Here is a 15,958-nt window from a genome sequence, read left to right on the forward strand (position 1 = left end):
TCCGGCTGGCAACGAGGAGAGCGGCGATGGTCGCCAAGACAGATATCCGTGCTTTTGAGACCGGCCATCCGCTGAAAGTGATGGATCCCATCTGGGACAGCCTGCGCGAGGAAGCACGGATCGCGGCCGAAAAGGATCCGGTTCTCGCCGCCTTTCTCTACTCGACGGTTATCAATTACCATTCGCTTGAGGAATGCGTCATCCACCGCATCTGCGAACGTCTCGATCATCCGGATATGCAGGCGAACCTGCTGCGTCAGACCTTCGAGGAAATGCTGCTCGACTGGCCGGAGTGGAGCTCGATCCTGCGCGTCGATATCCAGGCAATCTACGACCGCGATCCCGCCTGCCTGCGCTTCATGGAAGCGGTGCTTTATTTCAAGGGCTTTCATGCGCTGCAGACGCATCGTCTCGCCCACTGGCTGTTGAACCGTGGCCGGCGTGATTTCGCGCTGTACCTGCAGAGCCGCTCCTCCAGCGTCTTCCAGACCGACATCAATCCGGCCGCGCGTATCGGCAAGGGCATCTTCCTCGATCACGCCACCGGCCTCGTCGTCGGCGAGACGGCCGTCATCGGCGACAATGTCTCGATCTTGCACGGCGTGACGCTCGGCGGCACCGGCAAGGAGGGCGCCGATCGCCACCCGAAGATCGGCAGCGGCGTCATGATCGGCGCCGGCGCCAAGATCCTCGGCAATATCGAGATCGGCTACTGCTCGCGCGTCGCCGCTGGCTCTGTCGTGCTGAAGGCGGTGCCCCCCAAGAAGACGGTCGCAGGCGTGCCGGCCAAGGTCGTCGGCGAGGCCGGTTGTTCCGAACCGTCGCGCAACATGGACCAGGTGATCGGCGCCGATATCTGAGCACCTGTTCGAAAGGAAAGGAAAACCGGCAGGAACCGAGCGGAGACAGCCACTGCCCAAGCAGCAGCCCGCCTTTACACCGCTGCTTTTCCTGTGCAAGAAGCGGCCAATCAAGACCGCTTACGGAGATGACAGAGTGAAGCCTGAAGAAATCAAGAAGCTCGACGCCTATTTCAAGCGCATGTTCAACCCGCAGATCATCGTCAAGGCGCGTCCGCGCAAGAACGATTCCGCGGAAGTGTATCTCGGCGAAGAATTTCTGGGCGTCGTCTATGTCGACGACGAAGACGGCGATCGCTCCTACAACTTTTCGATGGCGATCCTCGACGTCGATCTTTGATCGCACATGAGAACTTGAAAGTGGACCGGGCGGCGCATTCGCCCGGTCTTTTTTGTTTTTTTTTGCTGCCGAATCAAATTTTTTTTAAAACGCGTGGTTGTGGCATTGTGATATATATTAGCAAAAACCGTTAAAGAGGTACGTTCACAGGCGCGCCCGCTTTGTCTTATCACTGTAACGCAACCTGGAGATGTTTTGCGCCGCACAAGACTACTTGACTATTTGTGCGTTGCGGCTACCCTGCCGCCATCCAACAGCCCAACGGAGGACGGCCATGTTCAACTTTGACGAAGCAAACAGGAAGAGCAAGGAAGCCGTCGATACGGCGTTGAGAACCTATTCCGACACGGCGAGGGGCTTTCAGGCAATCGCCGCCGAAGCTGCTGATTATTCGAAGAAGTCCTTTCAGGATGCGGTGACGCATTTCGAAACGCTGGCCGGGGCAAAGAGCTTCGAGGCCGTGTTCGAACTGCAGACCAGCTACGTCAAGTCCAGCTATGAGAGCTTCGTTTCCGAAGCCACCAAGCTCGGCGAAATGTACGCCGATCTCGCCAAGTCTGCTTATAAGCCTTACGAGGCTCCGATCGCCGCTGCCGTCGCCAAGACGGGGAGGCAGGCGCCGGCGGCAACGCCTGCCGCCGCATGAGCTGATTGCGACGGCGCAACCTGCGCGACATATTGAAATACCGGGACCGGCTACGCATCTGTAGCCGGTCTTTTTTGTTTCCACCTTCGCCACAGCATCCGCTCGGATCGGCCCCGGGGACTTTTTTGGTCTTTCCCGTGCATGCCGGCATTTCTTGATTGCAGTGTCTGACAGGGGGCTTAAAATCGGCCCATTATGAACTAAGTTAGTGTTTCAGATATTCGGCGGGAAAAGCACCCTCCCATGCTCCGCCGGATTGATCGAGGAATGAATGACAATGATCGCAAAGCCGATCCGGATGCAGAACGACAGCGAAAGGAACGGGGACAACGGAAATCGCGGAACCTCGGTCATCACGCGCACCAAGCCGAAAACCAAGAAGCCCAACCTCTATCGCGTGCTGCTTTTGAATGACGATTATACGCCCATGGAATTCGTCATTCATATTCTGGAGCGTTTTTTTCAGAAGGACCGTGAAAGTGCCACCCGCATCATGCTCCATGTCCACAATCACGGCGTCGGCGAGTGCGGAATATTCACATACGAGGTAGCGGAAACGAAGGTCAGCCAGGTGATGGACTTCGCCCGGCAGCACCAGCATCCGCTGCAATGCGTCATGGAAAAGAAGTGAGGATCTGAACGTGCCAACATTTTCGCCTAGCTTAGAGAAGGCGCTCCATCAGGCACTGACCTTTGCCAACGAGCGGCATCATGAATATGCGACGCTCGAGCATTTGCTGCTCGCACTGATCGACGACGCCGATGCGGCCGCGGTCATGGGCGCCTGCAATGTCGATCTCGATGCGCTGCGCAAGACGCTCGTCGAATATGTCGATAACGAACTTTCCAATCTGATCACGGGTTACGACGAGGACTCGAAGCCGACCTCCGGCTTCCAGCGCGTCATCCAGCGGGCCGTCATCCATGTGCAGTCATCTGGCCGCGAGGAAGTGACCGGCGCCAACGTGCTCGTTGCGATCTTCGCCGAGCGCGAAAGCCATGCCGCCTATTTCCTGCAGGAGCAGGAGATGACCCGCTACGATGCCGTCAACTACATCTCCCACGGCATCGGCAAGCGGCCGGGCGCGTCGGAGACCCGCACTCCGCGCGGCGCCGAGGAAGAGGCCGAGAGCAAGCCGACGGCGCGCGGCGGCGAGGAAGAGGGCGGTCCCAAGAAGCAGCAGGATGCGCTTAAAGCCTATTGCGTCAATCTCAACGAGAAGGCCAAGGGCGGCAAGATCGACCCGCTGATCGGCCGTCATGCCGAGGTCAGCCGCACCATCCAGATCCTGTGCCGCCGTTCGAAAAATAATCCGCTCTACGTCGGTGATCCCGGGGTCGGCAAGACGGCGATCGCCGAAGGTCTTGCCAAGCGCATCGTCGAAGGCAAGGTTCCGGAGGCGCTCGCCGATGCGACGATCTTCTCGCTCGACATGGGCACGCTGCTTGCCGGCACACGCTACCGCGGCGATTTCGAGGAACGTCTAAAGCAGGTCGTCAAGGAGCTGGAAGAATATCCGGGCGCCGTCCTCTTCATCGACGAGATCCATACAGTGATCGGCGCCGGCGCCACCTCGGGCGGGGCGATGGATGCATCGAACCTCTTGAAGCCGGCCCTGTCGTCGGGCGCCATCCGCTGCATCGGTTCGACCACCTACAAGGAATACCGCCAGTTCTTCGAGAAGGACCGGGCGCTGGTGCGTCGTTTCCAGAAGATCGACGTCAGCGAGCCGTCGATCAATGATGCGATCGAGATCATGAAGGGCCTGAAGCCCTATTTCGAAGAGTATCACCACCTGCGCTATTCGAACGATGCCATCAAGTCGGCCGTGGAACTGTCGGCCCGCTACATCTCCGACCGCAAGCTGCCTGATAAGGCGATCGACGTGATCGACGAAACGGGTGCGGCCCAGATGCTGTTGCCGCCGTCGAAGCGCCGCAAGCTGATCACCGAAAAGGAGATCGAGGCGACGATCGCGACGATGGCCCGCATTCCGCCGAAGACCGTCTCCAAGGACGACGAGGCGGTGCTTGCCAATCTCGAGCAGGAACTGCGTTCGGTGGTCTACGGACAGGACATCGCGATCGAAGCGCTTTCGACCTCGATCAAGCTGGCGCGTGCCGGCCTTCGCGAGCCGAACAAGCCGATCGGCGCCTATGTTTTCTCCGGTCCGACCGGCGTCGGCAAGACCGAGGTGGCAAAGCAGCTGGCTGCGTCGCTCGGCGTCGAGCTCCTGCGCTTCGACATGTCGGAATATATGGAGCGGCACACGGTCTCGCGTCTTCTCGGCGCACCTCCCGGCTATGTCGGCTTCGACCAGGGCGGTCTGCTGACCGACGGCGTCGACCAGCATCCCCATTGCGTGGTCCTGCTCGACGAAATCGAGAAGGCGCATCCGGATATCTACAATATCCTGCTGCAGGTTATGGACCACGGCACGCTGACCGACCATAACGGCAAGAAGATCGACTTCCGCAACGTCATCCTGATCATGACGACGAATGCGGGCGCCTCCGAAATGGCCAAGGCCGCGATCGGCTTCGGCTCGTCCAAGCGCACCGGCGAGGACGAGGAAGCGCTGACCCGTCTGTTCACGCCGGAATTCCGCAACCGTCTCGACGCGATCATCCCCTTCGCGGCGCTGCCGACGGCGGTCATTCACAAGGTCGTGCAGAAGTTCATCATGCAGCTGGAGGCCCAGCTTTCCGAAAGGAACGTCACCTTCGACCTGCACGAGGATGCGATCGCCTGGCTCGCAGAAAAGGGTTACGACGAGAAGATGGGCGCCCGCCCGCTGGCCCGGGTGATCCAGGACACGATCAAGAAGCCGCTCGCCAACGAAATCCTTTTCGGCAAGCTGAAGAAGGGCGGCGTCGTCAACGTCACCGTCGGCCCGAAGGAAGACGGCAAGCCCGGTATCCTGCTGGAAGCCATTCCGGATACGGCGCCGATCAAGCCGAAGCCGGAAGCCGAGGTCGTGCATCCCGAAGCCGACGACGAGGACGATGGCGAGCTGAAGACGAAGACGGCCCGCAAGACCCGCGCCAAGACGGTCCCGCAGGCCGAGCCCGAGGTCCGCGAGGCCCCCAAGAAGGGAAGCACGGTTCCCAAGGTTCCGCGCAAGAAGTGAGACCTCGTCACCGAATTAAAAAAGGCCGCGTCACCCGCGGCCTTTTTTGCTTCCCCTCTTCGGCAGAGATCCGTGTTACGCCAGGGCCGCCCGGATCTTTTCGGCATGGGCGGCAAGCACAGCGCCGTCTTCCATCTTGCCGGAATGCGGCCTGAGGGCCACGCCCTCATGGCGGGGAATGATATGGAAATGCAGATGGAACACCGTTTGTCCAGCCGCCGGTTCGTTGAACTGGGCGATGAACACGCCATCGGCGTCGAAAACTTCCTGGACCGCCTGGGCGACCTTTTGAACGACGGTAATGGCATGGACGAGGGTGGCGGGATCGGCATCGAGGATATTGCGCGAAGGCGCCTTCGGAACAACGAGCACGTGGCCCGGCGCTTGCGGCATCACATCCATGAACGCCACCGTATGCTGGTCCTCGAAGATTCGGTGCGAGGGAATTTCGCCGCGCAGGATCTTGGCGAAGATATTGTTGTCGTCATAGGCGCTGGTCATCGCAAAATCTCCTCACGTTCCATTTGATCGGGTAGCGCGCTCGCCGGGGCCGCGTCAATCCTCCTGCTGACGCTCACCCTTGCGAAAGGGGCTGTGCTCACTCAGCAATTCACTCATCTGTTCGACATCGGCGCGCTCGCGCGCGAGATAATCGCCGATCGCGCGGCGCAGCCCGGCATGGGCGACATAATGGGCGGAATGCGTCGTCACCGGCAGGTAGCCGCGAGCGAGCTTATGTTCGCCCTGCGCGCCGGCCTCGACCCGTTTCAACCCCTTCGCCAAGGCGAAGTCGATCGCCTGGTGATAGCAGACCTCGAAATGCAGGAACGGGTGGTCCTCGATGCAGCCCCAGTGACGACCGTAGAGCGTATCGCCGCCGATGAAATTGATCGCGCCGGCGATATAGCGCCCGTCGCGCTTGGCCATGACGAGCAGGATATCGTCGGCCATGCGCTCGCCGATCAGCGAGTAGAATTTGCGGGTGAGATAGGGCCGGCCCCATTTGCGGCCGCCGGTATCCATGTAGAATTTGAAGAACTGGTCCCAGATCCGCTCCGTCAGATCGCCCCCCGTCAGCCAGTCGATGCTGATGCCGTTTTCGAGCGCGGCGCGGCGCTCCTTGCGCAATGCCTTGCGTTTGCGCGAAGCGAGCGTTTCGAGGAACTCGTCATGATTGGCATAGCCGTCGTTGATGAAATGGAACTGCTGGTCGCTGCGGTGCAGATAGCCATCCATCTCGAAGACGCCGATCTCTTCATCAGGCACGAAGGTAATATGCGCCGAGGAGATGCCGAGCCGGCGCACGACCTCCTTGAGGCTTTCGGCGATCGCGCTCTGGATCGGCAGCCGCGGCAACCCTTCGGCGACGAGAAGACGCGGGCCGGTCGCGGGTGTAAATGGAATCGAGCACTGCAGCTTGGGATAATAACGCCCGCCGGCCCGCTCGAAGGCGTCGGCCCAGCCGTGGTCGAAGACATATTCGCCCTGGCTGTGGCTCTTGAGGTAGCCGGGCAGGGCGCCGATCAGCTCGCCACCATCTGTTTCGAGTAACAGATGGTGGCCGAGCCAACCGGTTTCGGCCGTGGCCGAGCCGGATTCTTCCAGCGACGATAAAAAGGCGTGCGAAACGAAAGGATTATAGGCGAGCGTGCTGCAAGCTTTCGACGCCCCGGAAAGCCTGGACCAGCTCTCCGGGGAAATCGCGGTGAAGGAGCGTTCTACGCGAATGGACAATTCATCGGTCATGCGGCGGATGCGAAGCCTGTGGGAGGAGGGTTTCGGCTCTGTTTCAGTCTGCGCATGATCTTGGCCAAAAAGCGAGCGTCAAACCGCACGCGGGTCGAAACCTTCGAAGGTCATCTGGTCTGCATTGGCGAAAGTGCGCCGGCGCGCCTCTTCGTCACGCACCGTCCAGGTCATCACCGGAATGCCCTTGTCGCGTTCGCCCGTGATGAAGGCATTCGGCAGGTCGTCATAATAATAGGAGATGAAATCGAGACCGATCTCCATTGCCTTGGCATGGGTCTCAAACTCTTCCGGCGTGTTGCCATTGGCGGTCAGCCCGAGCGGGTAGGGCGAGCCAAGCGCCTTCAGATCGCGCAACAGCCAATGGTCGAAGCTCATCAGCGCGACCTTGCCCTCATAGCCTTCGAGCACTTCGAGCACGGATTCGGCAAAGCCTTCGTCGTCGGCCTCACGGCCCTTCAGCTCCAGCACCAGCGGAACCTTGCCCTTGACGAGGTCAAGGAGCTGGCGGAGCGTCGGCACCTTGTCTCCCGTGCCGCCGACGGCGATCAGCCCGAGTTCCCGGGAGGTACGCTCGCGGACGTCGCCGTTCAGATTGCACAGACGCTGAAGATCCTCGTCGTGAAAGATGATCGGCACGCCGTCGGAGGCGTAATGCAGGTCGCATTCGATCGCAAAGCCGGCTTCGACAGCGCGCGAGAAGGCCGAAAGCGTATTTTCCCAGACAAGCTTATTCAGGTCGTGATAGCCGCGATGGGCGACCGGCACGTCCTTGATCCAGTCCGCATTGGTCATTCTGCGATTTCCATAATAGCGTCGATCTCGACGGCGGCGTTCAGCGGCAGAGCGGCCATGCCGACGGCGGCGCGCGCATGTTTGCCCGCCTCGCCGAGCACGCCGGCAATCAGGTTCGACGCGCCGTTGATGACGAGATGCTGCTCGACAAAGTCGGGCGCCGAGGCGACGAATCCGTTCAGCTTTATGACGCGCCGGATGCGGCCGAGGTCGCCGCCGAGCGCAGCTTTTGCCTGGGCGAGGATGTTGATGGCGCAGAGCTCGGCGCCGCGCTGGCCGCTCGCAACGTCGACCGTTTTGCCGAGATGGCCGGATACGGCGACTTTGCCGCCGTCGAGCGGCAGTTGCCCGGAGATATAGAGAAGATTGCCGCTGATGACATAGGGAACGTAATTTGCGGCAGGTGCTGCGGCTTCGGGCAGGGTTATCCCCATCTCAGTCAGGCGCTCTGCAATTTTGTCGGACATTTTCGTCTCCGCTTTTGTTGTCAATGTTTCAAAAATTATGCATCAAGACTAGAATCTTTATTATGACAGCTTCGAGCCTCGATTTGGCCGAAAGAGTTCTTATAACATCGCGGCCGAGTCCAACAGGAGTTAATGAATGTTCCGATCGAGTCTAGTCGCTCTGCTTCTCGCCGGCCTTTCCGCCCATGCATGGGCGGCTGCGCCTGCGGCAAGTGCTGCGATCGCGACCGGCCTCATCGCCCATCGCGCGGTCTACGATCTGGAATTGAAGGATGCGTCGGACCGCTCCGGCATCGCCTCGATGTACGGCCGCATGGTCTATGAATTCGACGGCAGCTATTGCCAGGGCTTTACCACCAATTTCCGCTTCGTGACGCAGATCGACACCGGCGACAGCGTGCGCGTCAGCGATCAGCAGACAAAGACCTTCGAGAACCTGAAGGACCGCAAGTTTACCTTTGACACCAAATCCTTCACCGACGACCAGCTCGACAAGGAGGTCAACGGCGCGGCCGAGAATCAGGCCAATGGCGTCAAGGTCGATCTCAAGCAGCCGGCGAGCCGTGAGCTGCAGCTTGGCGAAAGCCGCTTTCCGACAGAACATATGCTCGATGTGATCCAGAACGCCAAGGAGGGAAAACGTTTCTTCGAAGCCCGCGTTTTCGATGGTTCCGATGACGGCGACAAGTCGCTGGTGACGACGACGATCGTCGGCAAGCAGGAAACGCCCGCTGCCGAGGAGGCCGATGCCGGCAATGCCGGCGCCTTCTCGAAGACGGCCTTCTGGCCGGTGACCATCGCCTATTTCAACGAGAATGCAAAATCGGATTCGCTGCCGGTCTATCGCATGTCGTTCAAGCTTTACGAGAACGGCATCACCCGCGACCTGACGATGGATTATGGCGATTTTGTCCTGACCGGGAAGCTCGCCAAGCTCGAGTTGCTGGATCACAAGGCTGAGGTCTGCAAGTAGTCCGCGGTTTCTCCGCTGTCATAAAACTGTATCATAAAGTTCATTATTGTGTCGGCGACCAGCGATGATTGAGTCGCCTTCTGTCGTCCTGCTCTTGTGATCGGTGCGATTCCAGCGGCCCGCCCATTGCGACGGGGCCTGTTGCGAAATAGGCCTGCCGACCATTACGCGCCGCAAGCCTGGAAAGCCTCACTATCATCGACGAGACACGGCTTCCGCGGTCCGTTGGGCACCGCGACCGGCAATGCCGACGCGATCGGCAGCCTGCTGTCGGCAGAGGTCGACGCCATTCTGCCGATGCCGGACGCCGGCGTCATGCTGTCGCTGCTGCCGACGCTGTCAGGCTGAGCGGCGGCATTTAAAGGGCAGGGCAGCCGGGCAGATGTTCGGCAGAATCCGTGTTTTTATGCCGAATGGAATGTTTTCCTTGCTTTTATGCCGAACCGAATGTATGGGCACCGGCATTCCACACGTAAGGCTTGGGATCGTCCGGGAGAAATCCGGGCTGTTCCGCCGGTGGCATTCTCGAAGAGAGTGCTGTTCGTCTTGCGGAGGTTCAACCGGAAAAGGAGTAACAAGGCATGGCATTGCCTGATTTTTCTATGCGTCAGCTTCTTGAAGCAGGCGTCCACTTCGGCCACCAGACCCATCGCTGGAACCCGAAGATGAAGCCGTATATCTTCGGCGATCGCAACAACATTCACATCATCGATCTGGCCCAGACGGTTCCGATGCTGTCGCGCGCTCTTCAGGTCGTCAGCGACACCGTCGCCCGCGGCGGCCGCGTTCTCTTCGTCGGTACCAAGCGCCAGGCGTCCGAGATCATCGCCGACAGCGCCAAGCGCTCGGCACAGTACTACGTCAACTCGCGCTGGCTCGGCGGCATGATGACGAACTGGAAGACGATCTCCAACTCGATCCAGCGCCTGCGCAAGCTCGACGAGATCCTCAACGGCGAAGCCCAGGGCTTCACCAAGAAGGAACGCCTCAACCTCGAGCGCGAGCGTGAAAAGCTCGACAAGGCTCTCGGCGGTATTCGCGATATGGGCGGCACGCCCGACCTGATGTTCATCATCGACACCAACAAGGAAAAGATCGCGATCGACGAAGCCAAGCGCCTCGGCATCCCGGTCGTCGCCATCATCGATTCGAACTGCGATCCGGACCTGATCGACTATCCGATCCCGGGCAACGACGACGCATCGCGCGCCATCGCCCTGTACTGCGAGCTGATCTCCCGCGCTGCCATCGACGGCATTGCGCGCCAGCAGAGCTCTTCCGGCCGTGATCTCGGCGCATCTTCCGAAGTTCCGGTCGAGCCGGCTCTCGAGGAAGCAGCCGAAGGCTGATGAAGGCGGGCGGAGACAAAACTCCGTCGAAGCTTGCATAGACTGGGAAGGCCGCTCGCGACTCATCGAAGTTCGGCGGCCTTACCTGTTTCAAGGCGGAGGCGTCAGGCGCTCCGCCAGTAAAGTTTCGTTATGGCGCGTCTTCATCACGCTGTCATACATACAGGTACATTTCGTGCCTCAATCCGGTGTCGCGCCGCTTTTGCGGTCCACCGTTTGAACCGACAAGAGGAAGATAATGAGCGAGATTACGGCTGCAATGGTGAAGGAACTGCGCGAAAAGACAGGCGCAGGCATGATGGACTGCAAGAAGGCTCTTGCTGAAACCAGCGGCGACATGGAAGCCGCGATCGACTGGCTGCGCGCCAAGGGCATCGCCAAGGCCGACAAGAAGTCGGGCCGCACCGCCGCTGAAGGCCTCGTGGGCGTTTCGAGCCAAGGCACGAAGGCCGTCGTCGTCGAAGTCAACTCCGAAACCGACTTCGTCGCCCGTAACGATGCCTTCCAGGATCTCGTCCGCGGCATCGCCAAGGTCGCCGTTTCCACTGACGGCACGGTCGACGCCGTGGCTGCCGCGACCTATCCGGCATCCGGCAAGTCCGTTTCCGACACGATCAAGGATGCGATCGCAACGATTGGCGAAAACATGAACCTGCGCCGTTCGATCGCTCTCTCCGTCGAGGACGGCGTCGTCGCCACCTATATCCACAATGCGGTTTCCGACGGCCTCGGCAAGCTCGGCGTTCTCGTCGCCCTGAAGTCGACCGGTGACAAGGAAGCCCTGAACGCAATCGGCCGCCAGGTCGCCATGCACATTGCAGCGACCGCGCCGCTGGCGATCCGCCCGGAAGAAGTCGATGCTGCCGTCGCCGAACGCGAACGCAACGTCTTCATCGAGCAGTCGCGCGCTTCGGGCAAGCCCGACAACATCATCGAAAAGATGGTCGAAGGCCGCATGCGCAAGTTCTTCGAGGAAGTCGCTCTTCTCTCGCAGTCTTTCGTCATCAATCCGGATCTCACCGTCGCAGCCGCTATCAAGGAAGCTGAAAAGGCCGTCGGCGCCCCGATCGAAGTTGCCGGCATGGCACGTCTGCTGCTCGGCGAAGGCGTCGAGAAGGAAGAGACCGATTTCGCAGCTGAAGTTGCGGCTGCCGTCAAGGGTTGATCTTTCAGCCATAATTGGGAAAACGCCAGGGCATCGCGTGACAACGCGGTGCCCTTCGTGTATCGGGCATTCACGGCAATTTACGAGGAGCCAAGATGTCTTTAGAGCCTGTCTATAAACGCGTTCTGCTCAAGGCTTCCGGCGAAGCGCTCATGGGTGGCCAGGGTTTCGGGATCGATGTCGCGGTGGCGGACCGCATTGCATCCGATATCGCCGAGGCAAGGCATATGGGCGTGGAAGTCGGCGTCGTCGTCGGTGGCGGCAATATCTTCCGCGGTGTCGCAGTCGCATCCAAAGGCGGTGACCGGGTGACCGGCGACCATATGGGCATGCTCGGTACCATCATCAACGCGCTGGCGCTCGCAACCTCGCTGCGCAAGCTGAACATCGATACGGTGGTGCTTTCGGCTATCTCCATGCCGGAAATCTGCGAGAGTTTCTCGCAGCGAGCGACCCTTTATCATCTGTCGATGGGACGCGTGGTGATCTTTGCCGGCGGCACCGGCAATCCTTTCTTCACCACCGATTCCGCCGCCGCGCTGCGCGCCGCCGAAATGGGCGCGCAAGCGATCTTCAAGGGCACGCAGGTGGACGGCATCTACACCGCCGATCCGAAGAAATATCCCGATGCGACCCGCTTCGACCGCCTGACGCACCAGGAAGTGCTGGACAGGGGGCTTGCGGTGATGGACGTTGCCGCCGTGGCGCTTGCCAGGGAAAATTCCATTCCGATCATCGTCTTCTCGATCCACGAGAAGGGTGGTTTTGCTGAAATCTTGACGGGCGGTGGCCTCAAGACCATCGTCTCCGACAACTGATACAAGCCGCGCCGCGGTTTCGGCGCAGCCCTCGCTAGAACATGATTGAGCTTTAGGTCCGCCTGAAATCTGAAACATGTTCTACATTAAAGAATTAGAGCCTGAGACGTTCCGAAAACCGCTGACTTTTCGGCATCGCTCTAAACGGGAGCATCAACATGAGTGAAGGTATCGATATCAAGGAACTGAAGCGCCGGATGGACGGCGCGGTCTCCGCATTCAAGAGCGACATCGCATCGCTGCGCACCGGCCGTGCTTCGGCCAACATCCTCGATCCGGTCACGATCGAGGCCTATGGTTCGCGCGTGCCCTTGAATCAGGTCGCCAACATCACCGTGCCCGAGCCGCGCATGCTGACGGTTTCCGTCTGGGACAAGTCGATGGTCAGCGCCGTCGAACGCGGCATCCGCGAATCCAATCTCGGCCTCAACCCGATCGTCGACGGCCAGAGCCTGCGCATTCCGCTGCCGGAATTGAACGAGGAGCGCCGCAAGTCGCTCGTCAAGGTGGCGCACGACTATGCCGAAAAGAGCAAGGTCGCGATTCGCCATGTCCGCCGTGACGGCATGGACGGCCTCAAGAAAGCCGAAAAGGACGGTGTAATCGGCCAGGACGAGAGCCGTGCGCAATCCGAACGCGTACAGAAGATGACGGACGAGACGATTTCCGAAATCGACCGCTTGCTTGGCGAGAAGGAAAAGGAAATCATGCAGGTCTAGTGGACCTGTGCCTTTGCCTGGAAAGACCGGACGGGAAATGTCGGAATCTGTATTTGTGACTGTGCCAGAGCATGTTGCCATCATCATGGACGGCAATGGCCGTTGGGCCAAGCAGCGCGGCTTGCCGCGCACGATGGGCCATCGCAAGGGCGTCGAGGCGGTCCGCGAGACAGTACGCGCCGCCGGCGCGGCCGGCATAAAATATCTCACCCTCTTCGCCTTCTCCTCGGAGAACTGGCGCCGGCCCGAAGCCGAGGTTTCCGATCTGCTCGGTCTGCTCAAGGCTTTCATTCGTCGCGACCTTGCCGAGCTTCATCGCCAGAATGTACGCATCAAGGTGATCGGCGACCGCCACAGCCTGCGCAGCGACATTCTCGGCCTGCTGCTTGAGGCGGAGGAGACCACCAGGAACAACACGGCGCTGACGCTGGTCATCGCCTTCAATTACGGCTCGCGTGATGAAATCTCGCGCGCCGTCGTGAGTCTCGCGAGGGATGTCGAGTCCGGCCGCCTGCGGGCACAGGACATCACCCCCGCGCTGATCAACGCCCGTCTCGACACGGCCGGCATCCCGGATCCGGATCTCATCATCCGCACCAGCGGCGAGGAACGGCTTTCCAACTTCCTGCTTTGGCAGGCCGCCTATTCGGAATTCATCTTCATCCCGGAATATTGGCCCGATTTCAGTCCGGAGATTTTCCGCTCGGCGCTGGAAAAATTCGCCTCCCGCGACCGGCGCTTCGGTGGCCTGTCATCGCAGGCAGCCGCGGTCGGCACCTGATGCAGAGGGAATTGAAGCTCCGCATCGTTTCAGGATTGATTCTCGCGGTCATCGTTCTTGTCGCCACCTGGTATGGCGGCCTTGCCTTTCGCACCTTGGCCGTGGTGATCGGTCTGCTGATCTACTATGAATGGTCTAAGATAACCGGCATTGCGCGGGATTGGGTGGCCAATGTGGTCGGTTGGATCGGCGAAGCGGCGATCGCCTTCCTCGTGCTTGTCGGCAATTTCGAATTCGCCGCCGGCATGCTGGCCGGCGTCACCGCCGTCGGCATAGCCCTGATCATCCTGCACGGCACGAGTCGCTGGCTGCCGGTCGGCCTCTTCTATGCCGGCGCCACAGGCCTGGCGCTCGCCGCGATCAGAGGCAACGACCAGCCCGGTCTTTATGCCATGCTTTTCGTCTTTGCGGTCGTCTGGGCGACCGATATACTCGCCTATTTCGTCGGCAGGGCGCTCCGCGGCCCGAAGCTTGCCCCGTCGATCTCGCCGGGAAAGACATGGTCTGGCGCTATCGGCGGCGCCGTTTTCGCGGTCGCAGCCGGCGTCCTTCTCGCCCATTTCCTCCTTCCGGGCACCGAAGTCGTCGCCGCCGGCGTGGCGCTCATCCTGTCGATCTGCAGCCAGTCGGGCGATCTTTTCGAATCCTTCATCAAGCGAAAATTCGGCGTCAAGGATTCGAGCCGTCTCATTCCGGGCCATGGCGGCGTCATGGACCGCGTCGACGGACTGATTTTCGCCTGTTTTGCTGCGTTCTTGCTTGCTGTATCATTTTCCCTGATAAAGGGAGCTGGCATGACGTCGCTCGGAGCGGCATTATTTGGCCTCTGATGACGCGGTAGCCCGACGGAAGGAACCATGGACGTGATGACCGGCATATACGCATTTGTGATGGGGAATATCATCACCTTCATCCTGGTGCTCTCGCTGCTCGTCTTCGTGCATGAGATGGGCCATTACCTTGTCGGGCGCTGGAGCGGAATCCGTATCCTTGCCTTTTCGGTCGGCTTTGGTCCCGAGCTATTCGGCTTCACCGACCGCCATGGAACACGCTGGAAGATCTCCGTAATCCCGCTTGGCGGTTACGTCCGCTTCTTCGGCGACGAGGATGCGTCGAGCAAACCGGACAGCGATAAGCTCGCCGCCATGTCCGAGGAGGAGAGGGCACGCTCCTTTGCCGGCGCCAAGCTGTGGAAACGTGCAGCGACCGTCGCAGCAGGTCCGATCGCCAATTTTCTGCTGGCGATCGCCATCTTTACTGTTCTCTTCACCGTCTATGGCCGCATGATCGCCGACCCGGTCGTTGCCGAGGTCAAGCCGGAGAGCTCGGCGGCCGCCGCCGGCATCCTTCCCGGCGACCTCCTGGTTGCCATCGATGGCGGCAAGGTCGAGACGTTTGAAGATGTGCGCCGCTATGTCGGTATGCGCCCCGGCCAAAGGATTGTCGTTACAGTCGAGCGCGGCGGCCAGAAGCTCGATGTGCCGATGGTGCCGCAGCGCGTCGACCAGACCGATCAGTTCGGCAACAAGATGGAAGTCGGTCAGATCGGCATCGCTACCGACAAGAACTCCGGCAATTTCCGGCTGCAGACCTACACTCCGCTCCAGGCGCTGCGTGAGGGCGTGATCGCCAGCGGGCAAATCGTCACGGACACCTTCAAATATATCGGCAACATCTTCAGCGGATCGATGCGGGCCGATCAGCTGGGCGGACCGATCCGTGTGGCGCAGGCTACCGGCCAGATGGCGAAGCTTGGCCTGGGGGCAGTGTTGCAGCTTGCTGCGGTGCTGTCGGTTTCGATAGGATTGCTTAACCTGATGCCGGTTCCGGTACTTGATGGCGGCCACCTGATGTTCTATGCGGTGGAAGCGGTCAGAGGAAAACCGCTGGGTGCCAAGGCACAGGAAATTGCATTTCGTATAGGCCTGGCAATGATATTGACATTGATGGTTTTCACGACCTGGAACGACATCAGCCTGAGCTGAAGGTAAACGCGTAAGGCAAGGGAATTACTATTTATTTACGATGTTTCAAGGCTGTAGTGGCGAATGGGTCACGCTTGGAAATGAAGTAAACAGAAATTAACGCCCTCCCTTGCTTGTATGTCAAAAGCGGGTAAAACGACACACGTGACCGGAATCGGGTTCTCCCGGGGACGGGGACGAGGG

The 15,958-nt window shown here is 60.0% G+C and carries 18 protein-coding genes; 14 read left to right on the forward strand and 4 right to left on the reverse strand.

What is annotated here, in order from left to right:
* Positions 1-26: 26 nt before the first annotated feature.
* The 5 genes from cysE (at position 27) to clpA (ending at position 4,977) form a co-directional block, all read left to right on the forward strand.
* On the forward strand, positions 27-860 hold the full coding sequence (gene cysE, locus Tal182_RS10530) for a serine O-acetyltransferase (protein WP_064709189.1): 834 nt from the start codon (positions 27-29) through the stop codon (positions 858-860).
* A gap of 136 nt (positions 861-996) precedes the next feature.
* Positions 997-1,200, forward strand: a complete 204-nt coding sequence (locus Tal182_RS10535; RefSeq protein ID WP_011425185.1) for a DUF3126 family protein — start codon at positions 997-999, stop codon at positions 1,198-1,200.
* A 274-nt stretch (positions 1,201-1,474) separates the two neighbouring features.
* A complete protein-coding gene (locus Tal182_RS10540; RefSeq protein ID WP_064802255.1) occupies positions 1,475-1,846 on the forward strand; it encodes a phasin family protein in 372 nt (123 codons plus the stop codon).
* Positions 1,847-2,123: 277 nt separating this feature from the next.
* Complete coding sequence (clpS, locus tag Tal182_RS10545; RefSeq protein WP_008526939.1) at positions 2,124-2,477, forward strand: ATP-dependent Clp protease adapter ClpS; 354 nt, start codon at positions 2,124-2,126, stop codon at positions 2,475-2,477.
* Between the two features lie 10 nt (positions 2,478-2,487).
* On the forward strand, positions 2,488-4,977 hold the full coding sequence (gene clpA, locus Tal182_RS10550; protein ID WP_085859390.1) for an ATP-dependent Clp protease ATP-binding subunit ClpA: 2,490 nt from the start codon (positions 2,488-2,490) through the stop codon (positions 4,975-4,977).
* 75 nt (positions 4,978-5,052) lie between these two features.
* Here the strand turns inward: clpA and Tal182_RS10555 are convergent, their stop codons facing one another.
* The 4 genes from Tal182_RS10555 to Tal182_RS10570 all read right to left on the reverse strand — a co-directional run bounded on the left by Tal182_RS10555 (position 5,053) and on the right by Tal182_RS10570 (position 7,985).
* Positions 5,053-5,478 (reverse strand): HIT family protein, encoded by a 426-nt coding sequence (locus Tal182_RS10555; protein ID WP_085859391.1) that lies wholly within the window; start codon positions 5,476-5,478, stop codon positions 5,053-5,055.
* A gap of 54 nt (positions 5,479-5,532) precedes the next feature.
* Positions 5,533-6,723 (reverse strand): GNAT family N-acetyltransferase, encoded by a 1,191-nt coding sequence (locus Tal182_RS10560; protein WP_085859392.1) that lies wholly within the window; start codon positions 6,721-6,723, stop codon positions 5,533-5,535.
* Positions 6,724-6,801: 78 nt separating this feature from the next.
* Positions 6,802-7,518, reverse strand: coding sequence for a glycerophosphodiester phosphodiesterase (locus Tal182_RS10565; RefSeq protein WP_064802261.1), 717 nt, complete (start codon positions 7,516-7,518; stop codon positions 6,802-6,804).
* The gene (locus Tal182_RS10570) at positions 7,515-7,985 is read right to left on the reverse strand and encodes a RidA family protein (protein ID WP_064810237.1); all 471 of its coding nucleotides are present in this window, start codon (positions 7,983-7,985) and stop codon (positions 7,515-7,517) included. Before Tal182_RS10570 ends, Tal182_RS10565 begins: the two co-directional genes overlap by 4 nt.
* Before the next feature lie 136 nt (positions 7,986-8,121).
* Here Tal182_RS10570 and Tal182_RS10575 point away from each other — a divergent pair, with 136 nt between their 5' ends.
* From Tal182_RS10575 to rseP, 9 genes are all read left to right on the forward strand, one after another.
* Complete coding sequence (locus tag Tal182_RS10575; RefSeq protein WP_085859393.1) at positions 8,122-8,958, forward strand: cell envelope integrity EipB family protein; 837 nt, start codon at positions 8,122-8,124, stop codon at positions 8,956-8,958.
* A gap of 141 nt (positions 8,959-9,099) precedes the next feature.
* Complete coding sequence (locus tag Tal182_RS10580; protein WP_085859394.1) at positions 9,100-9,306, forward strand: hypothetical protein; 207 nt, start codon at positions 9,100-9,102, stop codon at positions 9,304-9,306.
* A gap of 233 nt (positions 9,307-9,539) precedes the next feature.
* The gene (gene rpsB / locus Tal182_RS10585) at positions 9,540-10,307 is read left to right on the forward strand and encodes a 30S ribosomal protein S2 (protein WP_003573382.1); all 768 of its coding nucleotides are present in this window, start codon (positions 9,540-9,542) and stop codon (positions 10,305-10,307) included.
* A 238-nt stretch (positions 10,308-10,545) separates the two neighbouring features.
* Positions 10,546-11,472, forward strand: coding sequence for a translation elongation factor Ts (gene tsf, locus Tal182_RS10590; protein ID WP_064802271.1), 927 nt, complete (start codon positions 10,546-10,548; stop codon positions 11,470-11,472).
* Between the two features lie 95 nt (positions 11,473-11,567).
* Positions 11,568-12,290 carry a UMP kinase gene (pyrH, locus tag Tal182_RS10595; RefSeq protein ID WP_064691480.1) on the forward strand — a complete coding sequence of 241 codons (723 nt, stop codon included), beginning with the start codon at positions 11,568-11,570 and terminating at the stop codon, positions 12,288-12,290.
* Positions 12,291-12,448: 158 nt separating this feature from the next.
* Positions 12,449-13,009 (forward strand): ribosome recycling factor, encoded by a 561-nt coding sequence (gene frr, locus Tal182_RS10600; RefSeq protein WP_004678618.1) that lies wholly within the window; start codon positions 12,449-12,451, stop codon positions 13,007-13,009.
* A gap of 37 nt (positions 13,010-13,046) precedes the next feature.
* On the forward strand, positions 13,047-13,790 hold the full coding sequence (locus tag Tal182_RS10605; protein ID WP_064802274.1) for an isoprenyl transferase: 744 nt from the start codon (positions 13,047-13,049) through the stop codon (positions 13,788-13,790).
* Positions 13,790-14,620, forward strand: coding sequence for a phosphatidate cytidylyltransferase (locus Tal182_RS10610; protein ID WP_064802276.1), 831 nt, complete (start codon positions 13,790-13,792; stop codon positions 14,618-14,620). Before Tal182_RS10605 ends, Tal182_RS10610 begins: the two co-directional genes overlap by 1 nt.
* Before the next feature lie 27 nt (positions 14,621-14,647).
* Positions 14,648-15,775: an RIP metalloprotease RseP gene (gene rseP, locus Tal182_RS10615; RefSeq protein WP_085859395.1), complete on the forward strand. Its 1,128-nt coding sequence runs from the start codon at positions 14,648-14,650 to the stop codon at positions 15,773-15,775.
* Positions 15,776-15,958 lie beyond the last annotated feature (183 nt).

This window comes from Rhizobium sp. TAL182, from assembly GCF_002117725.1.
GTDB classification, from domain to species: domain Bacteria; phylum Pseudomonadota; class Alphaproteobacteria; order Rhizobiales; family Rhizobiaceae; genus Rhizobium; species Rhizobium esperanzae.